The sequence below is a fragment of the Mycobacterium sp. IDUB_37 genome (genome assembly GCF_055419245.1).
This window is the reverse complement of sequence record NZ_JBVAXG010000001.1, coordinates 1,327,995-1,345,417: the sequence shown is the minus strand read 5'-3', so window position 1 is coordinate 1,345,417 and position 17,423 is coordinate 1,327,995. Positions and strand designations below refer to the sequence as shown.

At 68.4% G+C, this 17,423-nt stretch carries 10 protein-coding genes; 2 read left to right on the top strand and 8 right to left on the bottom strand.

Features of this window, described 5'->3' with window-relative positions; all coding sequences use genetic code 11:
• Window positions 1-9: 9 nt before the first annotated feature.
• The 7 genes from ACZY1I_RS06310 to ACZY1I_RS06280 all read right to left on the bottom strand — a co-directional run bounded on the left by ACZY1I_RS06310 (window position 10) and on the right by ACZY1I_RS06280 (window position 8,148).
• Window positions 10-2,919 carry an MMPL/RND family transporter gene (locus ACZY1I_RS06310; protein ID WP_463753382.1) on the bottom strand — a complete coding sequence of 970 codons (2,910 nt, stop codon included), beginning with the start codon at window positions 2,917-2,919 and terminating at the stop codon, window positions 10-12.
• Window positions 2,916-3,356 carry an MmpS family transport accessory protein gene (locus ACZY1I_RS06305; protein WP_463753381.1) on the bottom strand — a complete coding sequence of 147 codons (441 nt, stop codon included), beginning with the start codon at window positions 3,354-3,356 and terminating at the stop codon, window positions 2,916-2,918. The genes ACZY1I_RS06310 and ACZY1I_RS06305 overlap by 4 nt, the downstream gene beginning before the upstream one ends.
• A 144-nt stretch (window positions 3,357-3,500) precedes the next feature.
• The gene (locus ACZY1I_RS06300; RefSeq protein WP_463753380.1) at window positions 3,501-4,103 is read right to left on the bottom strand and encodes a TetR/AcrR family transcriptional regulator; all 603 of its coding nucleotides are present in this window, start codon (window positions 4,101-4,103) and stop codon (window positions 3,501-3,503) included.
• Window positions 4,104-4,131: 28 nt separating this feature from the next.
• Window positions 4,132-6,231, bottom strand: a complete 2,100-nt coding sequence (gene ligA / locus ACZY1I_RS06295; RefSeq protein WP_463753379.1) for an NAD-dependent DNA ligase LigA — start codon at window positions 6,229-6,231, stop codon at window positions 4,132-4,134.
• Window positions 6,232-6,274: 43 nt separating this feature from the next.
• Entirely contained in the window at window positions 6,275-6,586 is a 312-nt protein-coding gene (locus tag ACZY1I_RS06290) for an ArsR/SmtB family transcription factor (RefSeq protein WP_463753378.1), read from the bottom strand.
• Window positions 6,583-7,065: an SRPBCC family protein gene (locus ACZY1I_RS06285; protein WP_463753377.1), complete on the bottom strand. Its 483-nt coding sequence runs from the start codon at window positions 7,063-7,065 to the stop codon at window positions 6,583-6,585. Before ACZY1I_RS06285 ends, ACZY1I_RS06290 begins: the two co-directional genes overlap by 4 nt.
• A gap of 69 nt (window positions 7,066-7,134) precedes the next feature.
• Window positions 7,135-8,148 (bottom strand): uroporphyrinogen decarboxylase/cobalamine-independent methonine synthase family protein, encoded by a 1,014-nt coding sequence (locus ACZY1I_RS06280; RefSeq protein ID WP_463753376.1) that lies wholly within the window; start codon window positions 8,146-8,148, stop codon window positions 7,135-7,137.
• Between the two features lie 93 nt (window positions 8,149-8,241).
• Here ACZY1I_RS06280 and ACZY1I_RS06275 point away from each other — a divergent pair, with 93 nt between their 5' ends.
• On the top strand, window positions 8,242-8,868 hold the full coding sequence (locus ACZY1I_RS06275) for a sensor domain-containing protein (protein ID WP_463753375.1): 627 nt from the start codon (window positions 8,242-8,244) through the stop codon (window positions 8,866-8,868).
• Window positions 8,869-8,953: 85 nt separating this feature from the next.
• On the top strand, window positions 8,954-9,874 hold the full coding sequence (locus ACZY1I_RS06270) for a helix-turn-helix domain-containing protein (protein ID WP_463753374.1): 921 nt from the start codon (window positions 8,954-8,956) through the stop codon (window positions 9,872-9,874).
• Between the two features lie 412 nt (window positions 9,875-10,286).
• Here the strand turns inward: ACZY1I_RS06270 and ACZY1I_RS06265 are convergent, their stop codons facing one another.
• Window positions 10,287-17,372, bottom strand: coding sequence for a PE family protein (locus ACZY1I_RS06265; RefSeq protein ID WP_463753373.1), 7,086 nt, complete (start codon window positions 17,370-17,372; stop codon window positions 10,287-10,289).
• Window positions 17,373-17,423 lie beyond the last annotated feature (51 nt).

Genomic DNA, 17,423 nt, shown 5'->3' with positions numbered 1-17,423 from the left:
TCCGTTGCGCTAGTGCGCTTTCGACGGCTCGGCGGAACTCTTCGCCATGATGGGATCGTCGTCCTCCCACAGCAGCAGTTGCCGTACCGCCGACCGCGAGCCGTAGGGACGCAGCATTGCGCTGGCCGGGCGCGGACGCACCCGCTGCGGCCACCAGAACCACCGCCCCAGCAACGCCGCGATGGATGGCGTCATGAAGGACCGCACGATCAGCGTGTCGAACAACAGACCGAGGCCGATGGTGGTGCCGATCTGACCGAGCACCTGGAATCCGCTGAACAGGAACGCACACATGGTCACGGCGAAAACCAACCCGGCGGAGGTGACCACCGAGCCTGACCCGGCCATCGCGCGAATGATGCCGGTATTCAGCCCGGCATGGATCTCCTCACGGAACCGCGAGATCAACAACAGGTTGTAGTCGGATCCCACTGCAAGCAGCAAGATCACGGCTAACGCAAGCACTACCCAGTACAGCGGGATGCCGAACATGTACTGCCACACCAACACCGACAGCCCGAACGATGCGCCCAGGGACAATGCGACGGTGCCGACGATGACCAGCGCGGCGACCAGACTGCGCGTCAGGATCATCATGATCAACAGAATCAGGCTCAGCGCAGCGATGCCGGCGATCATCAGGTCGTACTTTGCGCCTTCCTGAATGTCTTTGTAGGTCGCCGCGGTGCCGCCGAGATAGAACTTCGCTTCAGCGAGAGGGGTGCCCTTCACGGCTTCGTGCGCGGCCGCCCGGATCGGGCCGATATGCGAAATGCCTTCCGTGGTAGCGGGATCGCCCTCATGGGTGATGATCAGTCGAGCGGCCTTGCCGTCCGGCGACATGAACAACTTGAGCCCGCGCTCGAAATCCGGGTTCTTGAAGACCTCTGGCGGCAGGTAGAAGGTGTCGTCGTTCTTGGAGGAGTCGTATGCGCGTCCGAGCTCCGTCGAGTTCTCGATCGCCGCGGCGGTTTGGGCGTAAATTCCAGACAGGGTCGCATAGTTGGCCAAGGTCAGGTCGTGATTGACCTCCTGGCTGGCGATCTGCTGCGGTATCAGCGCGACCAGTTTCGGCTGCAGCGCATCGAGCCTGTCCAGCGTGGCCGTAAGGTCCTCGAATTTTCCGGCGAGCTGGTCGACGCCGTCCAGCGCATCCAGCACCGACCTGATCGCGAAGCAGGCCGGGATGTCGTAGCAGTGCTTGTCCCAGTAGAAGTAACTGCGAATCGGCCGGAAGAAGTCGTCGAAGTTCGCGATCTTGTCGCGCAGGCTGTTGATGGTGGCGATGGTGTCGTGGAAGCTCTGCGCCTCACTGTGCGTAGTGGAGGCAAGCTCCTGCTGGAGGGTGTACTGCTGCCGGAGAATATCGATTCCAGTCGACAGCTCACCGGCCTGCCTGAGCAGGTCGTCCGCGCGATCCCGTTGGTATCTCAGGTTTTCGGATTGGTTGGCGCTTTGCGTACTGATCTGGAAGGCGAGCGAGGTGTGGTCCAGTGGGGTGCCCAACGGCCGGGTGATGCCCTGCACCTGAGCGATGCCGGGGGTATGGAACACCGCCTTGGCAACCCTCTCCAACACCAGCATGTCGGCGGGATTGCGCATGTCGTGATTGCTTTCGATCATCATCAACTCGGGCTCCAACCGGGCCCGGGAGAAGTGCCGCTCGGCGGCCGCGTAACCGACGTTGGCCGGGGCGTCGTCAGGCATGTACGGGCGGGTGTCGTAGCTCGTCTTGTAGCCCGGCAGGGTGAGTATGCCGATGAGGGCCAGGATGCAGGCCACCACGAGAACTGGGCCAGGCCAGCGGACGATGGCCGTGCCGATCCGCCGCCACCCGCGGGTTCGCATTGCGCGCTTGGGTTCGAAGATGCCCACCAGCGCGCCCAGAGTTACCACCGCAGGAGCCAAGGTGAGGGCGGCCACGAGGGCGACGAGGATGCCGAGTGCGGCGGGTATGCCCAGACTCTGGAAATACGGCAGCCGAGTAAAGCTCAGACAGGCCACCGCCCCGGCAACGGTCAGGCCCGACCCCAGGACGATATGAGCGGTCCCACGAAACATGGTGTAGTAGGCGACTTCTCGGTCTTCGCCGACGCCTCGGGCTTCCTGGTAGCGGCCTACCAAGAAGATCGCATAGTCCGTGCCGGCGGCGACCACCAGCAACGTGAGCAGATTGGTTGCATAGGTCGAGAGCCCGATGACGCCGGCGTTGCCGAGGAACGCGACGATACCGCGGGCGGCGGCCATCTCAACCAATACCGTCACCAGCACCAGCAGCATGGTCAGGAAGGATCGGTAGACGAACAGCAGCATGATCGCGATGACGCCGACGGTGAGAGCGGTGACCTTCGCGGTGCCCTTACTGCCGACATCGAACTGGTCGGAGATGAGGGGTGCGGCGCCGGTGACGTAGACCTTGACCCCGGCCGGCGGTTTTGTCTGGTCGATGATTTTGCGGATCGCGCCGACGGACTCGTTCGCCAGCGCCGAGCCCTGGTTGCCGGCCAGGTTGAGCTGCACATATGCGGCTTTGCCGTCCGAGCTTTGGGATCCCGCAGCGGTCAGGGTGTCGCCCCAGAAATCTTGCACGTGTTCGACGTGCTTGCGGTCGCGCTGGAGCCTGCCGATCAGGTCGTCGTAGTACTTGTGCGCATCCGCACCGAGCGGCTGATCGCCTTCGAGGACGACCATGGCCGTGCTGTCGGTGTCGAACTCCTTGAAAACCTGGCCGATGCGCTTGGTGGCAATCAGCGAGGGCGAATCAGGGGAGATCAGCGCGACATTATGGGTCTCCCCCACCTTTTCCAGCTGCGGCACCAGGGCGTTGCTGACGCCGGCCAGGATTACCCAGAACAGCAGGATCGGCACCGCCAGCTGACGGATGAGGTGCGGTACACGAGGTGGTTTCTGATCACTCATCCGGATTTGTCCAGGCAGTAGGTGTAAGCATGGGCAGTGTTGACGGTACGTTCGTCCTTGACTTCGCCATTGACGATGATGCGACAACCGATGGTGTCGCCGTTGCCTTGTGCCACAACGTTTCCGAGCACAGCGGGCTGCGTTGTGGTGATGGTGAACGACCATGGCAACGGCGCGTTGAGGACTTGCTGAGGCTGGGCATTGACATCGAGGTAGTTGATGGTTGCCACTGCACCCGGCGCGCCGAAGACTTCGAGAACAACGTTCTTGGGATTGAACGGAACGATCTCGTTGGAGATGCCGCTGTTAGCCGCCCCGTTGTTGTGTGCACCGAACATTCCATGTAAGCGATAGATCGCGAACGCCGCGGTTGCGACGACGACGACGGCGACCAACGCCATCCACCCCCGTTTGACGGCAAGTGAAATCCCCTTCACCCGTTGGCCTTTCGCTGATCGGGCATTACCCGCCACACTCGGCGGATGACGCGAGAGCGATCGATGGGTATGACAGTACGGTACTGGACCGTACTGCACAAGAGACGCCAGCGTGCACTTTGCGGGATGCGCAGCCCGGTCAACTTACCGGCTGGATCGGGTGAGACCCGGGAGAATGAACTCGTCGACCAGAGCTTCCACGGTTTCGCGGGTCGGCGGCCGATCAGGGACGATGCACCGGAAGATGAGGTACCCCGACAGGACGTCCCAGAGGTCGTCGGTGACGGACTCCGCGCCGATCTCGCCGCGGTCGACGGCTTGTCGAAGTATCTCCCGCATCGTCGCTTCGCGTTGATTCAGGAAATCGTGCTGAAAGGCGTGACTGAGCGCCGGGTGGCGCGACAACTCTACAAGTACTGCCCGGATCGTGCCGGCCTGTTCCAGGCACTGCTCGGCACAGACCTCGCCGAGCGTGATCAAATCGCCCCGCAGCGTCCCGGTGTTCGGCAGCACTGCCACTTGCCGCACGCCTTCGGTGAATGCGGCCAACACGAGTTCAGCTTTCGACGGCCAGCGACGGTAGACCGTGGCCTTGCTGGCGCGGGCAGTATTGGCCACGGCGTCCACCGTCAACCCGTCATAGCCATGTTCTTGCAGCAGGTCCAGCGTCACCGCGAGTAACTCAGCCTCGCGCGGCGACCACGGTGATGCTGGCCGGTCGGCAGTCTGGGTCATAGCGCCCACCATAGGACTATCGCGGCGCTGCGGCGAGAATTTACTCTCCGCCGACTTCTTGGTCCCCTGCTTCGTCCTCTTCCGAGTCCATCTGGACTTCGGGACCCTCGTCCAACAATTTCCGGAACCCGTCCTCATCCAGAATCGGCACTCCGAGTTCAACGGCCTTGTCGTACTTCGACCCCGGCGAGTCGCCGGCCACGACGTAGGACGTCTTCTTCGAGACCGAACCCGCGGCCTTGCCGCCCCTCGAGACAATGGCCTCCTTGGCGTCGTCGCGGGAGAAGTTGGGCAGCGAACCGGTGACCACGATCGTCAGCCCGGCCAGGGTGCGCGGCACGCTGTCGTCGCGTTCGTCGGCTAACCGCACCCCGGCCTGGCGCCACTTGTCGACGATCTCGCAGTGCCAGTCGACGGTGAACCACTCGGTCACGGCGGCCGCGATGGTGGCCCCGACCCCCTCGACGGCGGCCAACTGATCGGTGGTCGCCTCCCTGATCAAGTCGATATCAGCGAATTCGGTAGCCAGGGCGCGGGCGGCCGTCGGCCCGACATGCCGGATCGACAGCGCCACCAACACTCGCCACAGCGGTGCGGCCTTAGCCTTGTAGAGGTTGTCCAGCAGTCGTTTTCCGTTGGCAGACAAAGTTCCCGCCTTGGTGCGGAACAACTCAGTCCGCAACAGGTGGTCCTCGGTGAGATCGAACAGCTCACCTTCGTCGGTGATCACTTGCGCCTGCAGTAATGCGACGCCCGCCTCGTAACCCAGCCCCTCGATGTCGAGGGCATTGCGGCTCGCGACGTGAAAAACCCTCTCCCGCAACTGCGCCGGACAGCGCCGGGTGTTGGGGCAGCGGATGTCGGCGTCGCCCTCCTTCTCCGGCGCCAACGTGGTGCCGCACTCGGGACATGTTGTCGGCATGACGAATTCGCGTTCCGATCCGTCACGCAGGTCGACCACCGGCCCGAGCACCTCGGGGATCACGTCGCCGGCTTTGCGGATCACCACGGTGTCACCGATCAACACGCCCTTGCGCTTGACCTCCGAGCCGTTGTGCAGCGTGGCTTGCGCAACGGTCGAACCGGCCACAAGCACCGGTGTCATAAAGGCGAACGGCGTGACCCGACCGGTGCGGCCGACGTTCACCTTGATGTCCAGCAGCTTGGTCTGAGCTTCTTCGGGCGGATATTTGTAGGCGATAGCCCAGCGCGGGGCCCGCGAGGTGGAGCCCAGGCGGCGTTGCAACGCCACCTCGTCGACCTTCACGACGACGCCGTCGATCTCATGGGCCACCTCGTGGCGGTGCTCGCCCCAGTAATCGATGCGCTCCTGCACGGCGTTCAGGTTGTCGACCAGGGTGGTGTGCTGAGAAACCGGCAACCCCCACGCCTTCAGCGCCAGGTATGCGCCGTGTTGACTGTCCGGCCGGAAACCTTCGGTCTGCCCGAGACCGTGGCAGATCATCCGCAGCTTCCGGCGGGCCGTGACGGCCGGGTCTTTCTGCCGGAGCGACCCGGCGGCGCTGTTGCGTGGGTTCGCGAACGGCGGCTTGCCCGCCTCGACCAAGCTCGCGTTGAGCGCCTGAAAGTCCTCTAGCTGGAAAAACACCTCACCGCGGACCTCGAGCAACTCGGGCACCGGGTATTCGTCGCTGTCGGCGAGGCGCTGCGGGACATCGTCGATGGTGCGGGCGTTGTTTGTGACGTCCTCGCCGGTGCGCCCGTCGCCGCGGGTGGCGGCCCTGGTCAGCCGGCCATTGCGGTAGACCAACGCCAGGGCAACGCCGTCGATCTTGAGTTCACACAGATAGTGCGCGGCATCCCCGACCTCGGCGTGCACCCGCGCTGCCCAGGCGGCGAGTTCGTCGCTGCTGAACGCGTTGTCCAGGCTCAGCATCCGCTCGAGATGCTCAGCCGCCTCGAAATCCGTTGCGAAGCCGGCGCCACCGACCAACTGGGTCGGCGAATCGGGGGTGCGCAGTTCCGGATGCTCGGCCTCGAGCGCCTCCAAACTGCGCAGCAGCTTGTCGAACTCCGCATCCGTGATGATCGGGGCATCGCGCACGTAGTAGCGGAACTGGTGTTCGCGCACTTCCTCGGCCAAGTCTTGCCATTGGCGCAACACGTCGGGCGAAGTCACTCTGGAAGGCTATCGAAGTGGTACGACAAGCCCTGGCCTCCGGTCATTCCTCCACGAACGCGCGCAATCGGTCGATCGCGGCGTCCCACCGCCGGGACAATTGCGCGAGGTAATCGCCGGCCAGGGCCAGTGGCTCGGTCTGGACAGTCCAGACCCGTTCGCGACCACGACGCGAGCTGGTGACCAGTCCGGCGGATTCCAGCAGCTGCAGATGCTTGCTGGCGGCTTGCCGCGTTACCGAAACCGACTGTGTCAGTTGAGATGTCGAGCTCGGACCGGAATCGCACAAGCGAACGACGATGCGCAGCCGGTTGGGATCGCCGAGTGCGTCGAAAACGAGCGCGTCGACGGTCACTGAGCCAGGTAGCGGCGCACCAGGTCGGCCTGGATGCTCCACCCCTCGGAGTTCGCCTCGAACGAGTCGTTGCGGCGCGCCTCGGGGATCGCGTCGAAGCCCGATTCGACGATGGTGAGCAACACCCCGTCTGGCGTGTCGGAGAGTGTGAACTCCACCAGCGTGGTCGGCTCTCGGTCGTAGTCCACATCGGGGTCGATCGCGAACGGGTGCCACCGGTAGGCGAATCGCCGTTGCGGTTCGATCGCGACGATCTGCCAGATGCTCTTGACGCCCGCGTGGGGTTCCTGGCGACGGGCGACGTCGGCGTCGACGGTGGTCGGCGCGATGGCCCCGGTGACCGAACTTCCCTCGACGAAGGGTCCATCGAAGCGGACGCCAAACCATCGTCCGAACTGCTCGGCATCGCTGATGGCCCGCCACACCCGCTCCAGCGGCGCTCGCAGCACCACCTGCTTCTCGATCCGATCAGCACCCATATGCAACCTCCTGGTTGCTTATCACCGTAGGCGACTACCGACAGAAGCGCAACTAAACGGTTGCCTAACCTAGATCTGGTCGGGGTCCTGGGCAAAAGCTTCGGCGACCTTGCGGGCCAACTCCACTGCCGTACGAGCCCACTGTGGCGTGGCACCCGCCAGACCACACGCGGGCGTGACCCCGACGCGGTCACGCAGCGCCGAACGGCTGAAACCCAGCCGGTCGGTCACCCCAACCAACGCGGTGGCCACCTCTTCGGCGGACGGCCGCCGCTCGGGTGCACGGGCGGGGACGACGCCCAACACGATGGCGCGTCCCGATTCGACGAATGCAGCGATACTGTCCAGGTCTTCGGCTTTCAGCGTGCCGGGATCGACCGAAACTGCGCTGATTTCACTGCGCTGCAACAGATCCCACGGAAGATCCGGTGCGCAGCTGTGCAGCAGAACCTCCGCACCGACCCCCTTGACGCAGGTTTCGAGCAGGGCTCCGGCCACCTGTTGATCCAGCGGGCGAACCGGACTCAGCGCGGTGACACCGGTCAGTCGTCCACCCAGCGCGGCCGGCAGCGTGGGTTCGTCGAATTGCACCACCACCGGTGTGTCCAAGCGGCGGGACAACGACGCACGATGCACTGCGACACCTTCGGCCAGCGACGCAGCCAGATCGCGCAGCGCACCCGGGTCAGTGATTGCGCGGTGGCCGTTGCTCAACTCCAGGCCCGCGGCGAGCGTGATCGGCCCAGGAGCTTGCACCTTGACCACACGGTCGCCGCCACGCAGACCCGCGGCCTCCCAGGCCTCTTCGAGCGCATCCATGTCCTCGTCGAGGAGGCTGCTCGCCCTGCGCGCCACCGCACCGGGCCGCGAGACGATCCGGTAGCCGCGTGGGATGGTGTCGATGGCCACGTCGACCAGCAGGGCGCCCCCCCGCCCCAACATGTCGGCACCCACTCCCCTGGCCGGCAACTCGACGAGGTGAGCCATCGCGCCCGCCAGTTCGCCGACCACGACCTCGGCCGCCGGCCGTGCCGCGATGCCCGGCCACGATCCGACGCCGGTGGCAGTTGCGAAAACACTCACCCGGCAACCGTATTCGACATCACATTGCGTGCTGGTCGCCAGGGGTGTCTAGCGCCGGTCCCCACCTGTAGTTTCGACGCAGAAGGGTGACAGATGGCGAGATTGGTGCAGCTGCTTTTGTGTGCGGCGTTGCTGACTACAGCGTGCACTCGAACGGTGAGCGGCGAAGCTTTGACTCCTTACAACGCGGTCCCGCTCGGGGTCCTCGACGCTGGCGCGCTGCTGCTAGACCAGTCGCGAATGCGTGCGATCACCGGCGCGGGTGAGGCGCTCACCATCGTTCCGTCGATGGACGGCAGGCAACTGGTCGACATCGACAACCTCGCGGCCACCGCCCCCGGTGAATGTCGGTTTATCTTCGCCGACACGTCGACCTTCGGCCCGGACGTCAAAGCGTTTCACAAGACGACATTTCAGGACCCGCCCGATGGCAGGCTGATCTCGGAGGGCGCGGCGAGCTACCTCGACGCGGACACCGCCCGGCGCGCCTTCGATGCGTTGGTGCACACCGTCAAGGACTGCGCGGAAAGTTCGATGGGCTCACTGTTCATCAGCACCTGGGACGCCGACACCGACGCTCTGCACATGCGGCCGGGCTCGTGCGGGCGTGACTATCGGGTTCGGTCGACCGCCTTGGTGGAAGTCACCTTCTGCGGTTTTACCGATTCGGTGTCCGACATCGTGATGACGAACATCCTCACCAAGGTGCCAGGGAGCTAGGTGCGACAATCAGACAGGCCAGGCGTGTCTGAATTAGCTTTACGGTCAATATTTGAGAAACTTATGCGTGCGAAGTGAGCCTCTTATGTTGCGCGATGGGGATCGAGAGACGTTGCTGTCGTTGACCCGGTCCTCGACGGTGACGGCCGGGGAGGCCCAGCGGGCGCGGATCGTACTGATGGCTGCCGATGGGACGTCCAACACTGAGATCGCCGCCCGCACTGGGGTATCCCGCCCGACCGTGATCGCGTGGCGGGCCCGTTACGAGCAGTCCGGGATCGACGGACTGGTCGACCGGCCTCGCTCGGGTCGCCCGCGCCGACTTGACTATGGCGACATCGTGTCAACGACATTGACACCACCGCCATCGAAACTGGCTGCAACGCAATGGATTTCACGACTGCTAGCCGATCACTTGGGCATCAGCTTCTCGGCGGTGGCCAAGGCCTGGCGTGACTACGGAATACAACCGCAGGGAGCCGAGACGTTCAGCTTCGCGACCGAACCGGAACTCGTCGCCAACGTCACGGACGTCGCGGGGCTGTATCTGGACCCGTCGTGCAGCGCGGTCGTGCTGTGCGGTGATGCGCAGAACCGGGCATCGGATCGCACCCAGCCGACGCTGCTCTCGGCGCTCGAGAGCGCAACCGGCGAGGTGGCCGGCACCCGCCAGGATTGCCACCACCGTCAGGGATTGCTGGAATTCCTCGAACACACGGCCTGCGCCTACCCGGACCAGCAGCTACACCTGGTCGCGAACAGCAGCTCCGGCCTCAGGAAACGAGGAGTCCGCAACCGGCTGACCGCCAATCCCCGCATCCACGTGCACTCCACCTCGACCTCAGCTTCATGGCTAAAGCTCCTAGAGGTCTGGTTCGGCCTCGCGGAGCGCCAGGCCTCCAGTTGCGGCACCAGCGGAAATGCCCGCGAAATTGTCGCCGTCATCACCAAGCTCATTGCCGATGGAAACGACCTGAATTACCCATTCTTGTGGACCAATTTGTGAAATACGACTTATGACAAATAGCAACCTTAATCGGTTAGGTCGACCGGATGGCGGTCGCGGATATTCGGACAACCAGCGTGCGCCAATTTCGTTGCTGGTTGCCGCGTGGACAAATCGGCTAACGGTGTCGAGCAAGTAGACGCTGACAATAATTCATTGGACGCGTCCGGCACAAAGTCACTCGGAACAATTGCTCCGACCGCGACACACGTTTTCCAAACTTCCGGCGTGGCTCGAACACAACGAAAATGACCGCCGGCTTGACAGCGTCGGATCCAGTCGGCTTCCGGCGGGTGCAGCAGAAGCGTTGCAGGCCGCTCGTGAGTTGTGGACGGAAACACACCGGTGGCCCGGGTGCGTGCAGCACCCGGGCCACCGGTGTTTGAGGTCGATCGCTTTGGTTTCTGGCCGATTAGGCAGGTCCGGCGGTACCGCCCTTGCCGCCGGTGCCGCCGGTGCCGCCAGAGGTGCCGGCGTTCGCATTGCCCGGGGTGCCAGCACCGCCGCTGCCGCCGTTGCCGCCGGTTCCGTCGCCGCCATCACCGCCCTGACCGCCGCTGCCGCCACTAGCGCCCGCCGCGACGCCGTTGCCGCCCTTGCCGCCGCCGCCGCCGGTGCCACCGACCCCGCCGGTGGCGGTGTCACCCGGATTCTGGCCAATGGCCACGCCGCCCTCGCCGCCCTTGCCGCCGACACCGCCAGCACCGCCGACGCCGCTGGCGCCGGTGCCATTGCCACCGTTACCACCCACGCCGCCGACACCGCCGACGCCTCCGACGCCGCCGTTGAGCGAATTGACCCCGTTCCCGACACCGCCTTGGCCGCCAGTGCCGCCGATGCCGCCGGCGGAGGTGCCGTTGCCGCCGTTCCCGCCGACACCGCCGGCACCGCCTGGGTCGCCAATGATTGGCCCGCCTCCACCGCCGGTGAATCCTGGGAATGCGCCCTGTCCTCCGGTGCCCCCGTTTCCGCCGACTCCGGTGGCTCCGGTGCCGGCACCTCCGTTGCCTCCGTTGCCTCCCGCGCCCTGCAAGCCGGTGGTAGCGAAGCTAGTCCCCACGCCGCCGGTACCACCTTGACCGCCTCGGATGTTGCCGGCGCCGCCGTCACCTCCATTGCCGCCATTGATGCCATCTCCGACGCCGCGGCTTATGCCGGCAGAACCGCCATTGCCGCCGGCGCCGCCGATGCCGGAGTTGCCGAGAGGACTCGAGGGGCCGTTGCCGATGCCCCCCGCACCGCCGTTGCCGGCCGTTCCACCGGCGCCCGAGCCCTGGCCTCCCGTCATGTCGCCACCACTGCCGCCGTCGCCTCCCCTGCCGCCGCTCACGCCGTTGCCACCGGCGCCGCCGTTGCCGGCGTTGCCGCCGTTGCCGGTAGTGGCGGAGTTGCTGTCACCTCCATCACCGCCCCTACCTCCGGCACCACCGGCGCTCGCATCGCCGTTAACAGCGCCGAAGGTGCCTCCGGTTCCGTTCACGCCGGCGACACCGCCGTTGCCGCCGATGCCACCGTCACCGCCATTAGAGCCGTTGCCGGTGTTGGAGGTGAAGCCCGCGCCGCCGGCGCCGCCCTTGCCGGCAGCGCCGGCACTGCCGCCGCCGCCGTTGGCCCCACCGACCACGCCGTTACCGCCGACACCGCCGTTACCGGCGTTGCCGCCGTTACCGCCCTTGCCGCCGTTGACCGCCGAACCGGTGCCCGTTGCGCCGGCGCCGCCGTCACCGCCGTTACCTCCGACGCCACCGGCGCCGGCGTTACCTACACCGCCGGCCACACCGGCGACGGTGCCAGTACCGGCCTTGCCACCGGTCCCCGCCACGCCACCAGTCCCGCCGGTGCCGCCGTCGCCGCCATCCAGGCTGGGGCCGCCGGTCGCGCCGTTGCCGCCGGCGCCGCCCGTGCCGCCAGTCCCGGCCTTACCGCCATTGCCAGCGGTGAAGCCGTTGCCGCCAGTGCCGCCGTTGCCGCCCTTGCCGCCGGTGAACCCGGTTTGGCCATCGCCGTTGACCAATGTGTTGTTGGCGCCGCCGGTGCCGCCGGTGCCGCCGGTGCCGCCGTCACCGCCGTTGCCAGTCGTGCCGGACGTACCGCCAGTGCCAGTGCCGGCGGCCCCGGCCGTCCCTGCGTTGCCACCGACGCCACCGACGCCACCGGTACCACCCGCATTGCCCGCCACCGAGCTGCCCGTGGCGCCTTGGCCGCCGTCGCCGCCGTTACCGCTGTTGCCGCCGCTGCCGGCCACGGTGCCGTTGCCACCGACGCCGCCGTTACCGCCGTTTCCGCCGGCGAACCCGGTTGCGCCGTTACCGGCGGTGTTCAGGCCGCTATCGCCGCCGTTACCGCCGTTTCCACCGTTGCCGCCGTTGCCGGTCGTGCCCGCGGTGCCGCCGGTGCCGGTGCCGGCAGCGCCCGCCGTCCCGGCGTTGCCGCCGGCGCCACCATTACCGCCGGTGCCGCCGGCCTTGCTCGATGCGACACCGGAGGTGCCGGTGGTGCCATCGCCGCCGTCACCGCCGCTGCCGCTGTTGCCACCGTTTCCGGCTTTACCAGCGGTGCCCGGGCTGGAGCCGGTTCCGGCTGCGCCCGCATTGCCGCCCTTACCGCCGTCGCCGCCGGTGCCGCCCGCTTGCCCGGTCGCGCCCGAGCCGACACCGTTGTTGCCGTCGCCACCTTGGGCGCCGCTGCCGCCATTACCGCCGGTGCCGCCGTTACCGCCGGCACCTTGCGTACCAGCGGTGCCGCCGTTGGTGGCGCCGGCAACGCCGCCGACCCCGCCCTGGCCGCCATTGCCGCCGGCGCCGCCGACGCCGCCGGTCGCCCCGGCCGCGGCGACAGTGGTGTTGTTCGTACCGTCGCCGCCGTTGGCGCCGGTGCCACCCGCGCCGCCGTTTCCGGCGGTACCGGCGGTCCCGGCCTTGGAGCCGGTGCCGGCCAGACCGGCGTCGCCGCCCTTGCCGCCAGCCCCGCCGTTACCACCGGCTTGTCCGCTCACACCGGAGCCGACACCGTCGTTGCCGTCGATACCTGCGCCGCCCTTGCCGCCGGTCCCGCCGTTGCCGCCGTTTCCGCCGACACCCTGGGTTCCTGCGGTGCCGCCGTTGGCGTTGCCCGCGCTGCCGCCAGCACCGCCTTGGCCGCCGTTGCCGCCGGCGCCACCGGTGATGCCGTTAGCTCCGGGCGGCAGAATGATCGAGCCGTTGCCAGCCGCACCGTTGCCGCCCTTGGCGCCGTTTCCGCCCGTACCGCCGTTTCCAGCGGTGCCGGCGGATCCGGCCTTGGAGCCGGTGCCGCCTAGACCTGCGTCACCGCCCTTGCCGCCGACGCCGCCGTTACCGCCCGCTTGTCCTGGACCGGCGTCCACACCGTTGATACCGAAACCGCCGTTTGCACCCTTGCCGCCTACGCCGCCGTTGCCGCCCAGGCCGCCAACACCATCGGTGCCTGCGGTGCCGCCGTTAGTGGCGCCCGCCTTGCCGCCGGCACCGCCGTTGCCGCCGTTTCCTGCGTCACCGCCGGCTCCGCCGGTCGACCCGGTGCCGACCGCGTTGTTGTTGTCCGCGCCGTTGCCGCCGGTGCCACCGGTGCCGCCAATACCGCCGTTACCAGCAGTTCCGCCCGTTCCCTTGGTGGAGCCGGTGCCCCCCAGGCCGGCCGCGCCGCCATTGCCGCCGGATCCGCCGTTGCCGCCGGACGTACCGGCCACCGTCGGGTCAGCGCTGTTGGTGCCGTTACCACCGGTGGCACCCTTGCCGCCGACGCCGCCGTTGCCGCCGAGGCCGCCGACTCCGTCAGTACCTGCGGTGCCGCCGTTGGTGCCGCCCGCCTTGCCACCGGCTCCGCCGTTGCCGCCGCTGCCGGCGTTACCGCCGGTGCCGCCGGTCGCTCCCGGCCCGACTGGCGTGGTGTTGTCCGCACCATTACCGCCCGTTCCGCCGGTGCCGCCCTGGCCGCCGTTTCCGGCGGTGCCGCCGTCGCCCTTGGTGGAGCCGGTACCGCCGGTGCCTGCGTCACCACCCTTGCCGCCGGACCCGCCGTTGCCGCCGGTCGTGCCCGCCACGGTCGGGTCCTTGCTGTCGATGCCGTTACCACCGTCGGCGCCTTTACCGCCGACTCCGCCGTTGCCGCCGACGCCACCAGCGCCGTCGGTGCCGCCGGTGCCGCCGTTCGGGTTACCAGCCTTGCCGCCGGTGCCACCGGTACCGCCGTTGCCGGCGTCACCACCATTGCCGCCGGTCCCGCCAGGTGTAACGGGGTCGGTGTTGTCCGCACCGTTACCGCCGTTACCGCCCGAGCCACCCGTGCCGCCGTTACCGGCCGTCCCGGCGTCTCCGGTGCTGGAACCGCCGCCGCCCTTGCCGGCGTCGCCGCCGTTACCGCCGGACCCGCCGGTGCCGCCGGAGGTGCCTCCCACCGTCGGGTCGGTGCTGTCGATGCCATCGCCACCGGCCGCGCCCTTACCGCCGTCGCCGCCTTTACCGCCCTCGCCGCCGGCACCCTGAATCCCGCCCGGGCCGTCCGCTAGGCCGCCTTCGCCACCCTGGCCGCCGTTACCGCCGTTACCACCGGACTCGCCGGTCCCGCCGGGAGGAGACACAGTGGTGCTGTCCGCGCCTTTGCCGCCGTCACCGCCGGTACCACCGATGCCGCCCGGACCGTCGCCAATGCCCTTACCGCCGGTGCCGCCGGTGCCGCCGTCGCCGCCGTTACCCTGGTTGCCCGCGCCGCCGGGGTTCGCGCCCTCACCACCGGAACCGCCGGTCCCGCCGTCGGCGCCGTTACCGCCCTTGCCGCCCATTTCGCCGGCCTTGGACGGGTCGGTGGCGTCCTTACCGGTGCCACCGGTACCGCCCTTGCCGCCCGTTCCACCGTCACCGCCCTGGCCGCCGTCGCCCTTGCTGCCGCCGGAACCACCCGCGTCTCCGCCGTTGCCGCCGTTGCCGCCGGTACCGCCCTTGGCACCGTCGCCACCCGTGCCACCGTTCGGGCCGCCCTTGGTGCCTTCGGCGCCTTCTCCGCCGCTACCGCCGTTACCGCCGGACCCGCCGGACCCGCCGTTGCCGTCGTTGCCGGCGACTCCGGTGCCGCCCTTACCGCCGAGCCCGCCGTCACCGCCGGACCCAGCCGCACCGGCCGCGCCGGGCGTGGAGCCGAAGCCACCGGCCCCCGCCTGCCCACCTTTACCGCCGGCGCCACCCTGGCCACCCTGGCTGCCGGCGACAGCCGGATTCGCACTGTTCGCGCCCTTTCCGCCGGTGCCGCCGGTGGCACCGTCTCCACCCGTTCCACCCTTGCCACCAGCACCGATCGTGCCCGCGGTGCCGCCATTGGCGTTACCCGCCAAACCGCCGGCGCCGCCGCTACCCGCATTGCCGCCGGCCCCGCCGGCGCCACCCTTACCGCCCGCGTCCGCAGGGGTCGCGCTGTCGATACCGGTTGCGCCCGCGATGCCCTGGCCGCCGTTGCCGCCCGTGCCACCGGCTCCACCGTTACCCGCGGTACCCGCCTTGCCGACGGTCGACCCGGCACCGCCGAGGCCGGCGTCGCCACCCAGACCGCCTTGGCCGCCGTTGCCGCCGGCCTGCCCGGACGCCCCGATACCGACACCATTTGCTCCATTACCGCCGGCAGCACCCGCACCACCGATGCCGCCGGTACCACCGGTGCCACCGGCACCCTGGGCGCCCGTTGCACCACCCGGGAGCGCCGCACCCGCGGCGCCACCGACACCGCCGACACCACCCTGACCGCCCTGTCCACCGGCGTCACCGTTAGCACCCGGTGCGGTGATCGACGTGTTAGCACCACCCTGACCACCGGTCCCGCCAACACCGCCCTGACCACCGGCACCCGAGGTGCCAACGGCGCCCGCCTTCGAACCCGAGCCACCCAAGCCCGCAATACCACCGGTGCCACCGGCGCCACCGGCAGCGCCCTGGCCACCCTTGGCGGCCGAACCCACACCATCAACGCCGACGCCACCTTGGCCGCCCTGGCCACCGACGCCACCGGTACCGCCGCCACCACCGGCACCCTGGACACCGCCCGCGACCGCGGCGCCGCCGTCACCGCCGAGCCCGCCAACACCGCCGGAGAAGCCGGTCGCCCCGGTCACGCCGGGCGCCGCCACCGTGCCGTTGGCCGCACCGGCACCACCGGTGCCACCGACACCACCCGTGCCGCCTGCGGCAACTCCGCCCGTCGCACCGCCATTGCTGAAGATCACGCCGTGAGCGCCACCGATTCCGGCCTTACCAGCCGTACCGCCAATGCCGCCGGTTCCACCGGTACCGCCCACGCCGGCCAGCGCACCGACGCCGCCGGTACCGCCGATACCGCCGGTGCCGCCACCGCCGCTGGCACCACCGGCACCACCGGCACCGAACAAGATCGAGCCCGAACCTCCGGCGCCGCCGTCACCGCCGAGTCCACCCACGCCGCCGGTACCACCGATCGCGCCGCCGCTCAGCCCGGCACCGCCAGTTCCGCCCACGCCACCGGCGCCGCCCGCGCCGCCGCCGGCAAACAGCCAGCCAGCCCCACCCGCGCCACCGTGTCCACCGGTGCCGCCAACGGCACTGACCGCGCCGTCAGCACCCGCACCACCCGCGCCACCATTACCGGCAGCACCAAAGATCAACTCCGCGCGGCCGCCGACACCTCCGGTACCGCCGCCCAAACCACCCGCACCACCATTGCCGCCGCCACCGATCAGCAACCCGCCATTACCGCCAGCACCACCCGTGCCGCCACCAGCACCGCCCGCGCCGCCGTGTCCACCAGAACCGATCAACCATTCACCGGCACCACCCGCGCCACCCGTGCCACCACCCGCGCCGCCAGCACCACCGACACCGCCAGCACCCCAGAACACGCCACCGGCACCACCGATGCCGCCCGTCCCGCCACCAGTTCCACCGATGCCACCCGTTCCACCAACGCCCATCAGAATCCCGGCGGCACCGCCGGCGCCACCTGAAGCCCCAGCACCGCCCGTGCCGCCGCCACCACCATTGCCCCACAAGCCCGCGGCTCCACCCGCGCCACCGGCCTGACCCGTCGCGCCTGCCGCACCGGCACCGCCGCTACCGAACAAGATTCCGCCAGCCCCGCCGGCCCCGCCCGCAGTCGTGGCGTTGCGGCCATCGCCGATCAGCGGGCGCCCCAGCAACACATTGGTCGGCGTGTTGATGATGTTCAGCACGTTTTGCTCAGCGTTGGTGATCTCCGTCCACACGTACGCGCCCGTCGCCGCACTCAACGCCCCGACGAACCGCGCCTGGTAGGCAGCCATCTGCGAGCTGACGGCCTGGTACTCCACCCCGTGCCAGGCGAAGAGGGCCGAGATACGCGCGGAAATCTCATCGGCCGCCGCCGGAGCAATAGACGTCGTCGCTGCCGCCGCGGCCGACTCCGCTACCGAGAGCTGTGCACCCACACCATTCAGATCCCCGACGGCCGCTGCGACCAATTCAGGCGAAAAAGAAACGAAAGACATGAATACCCCTTCAATGAGAATGCAGAATTCGTCGAACGCCCGAATGGTCAG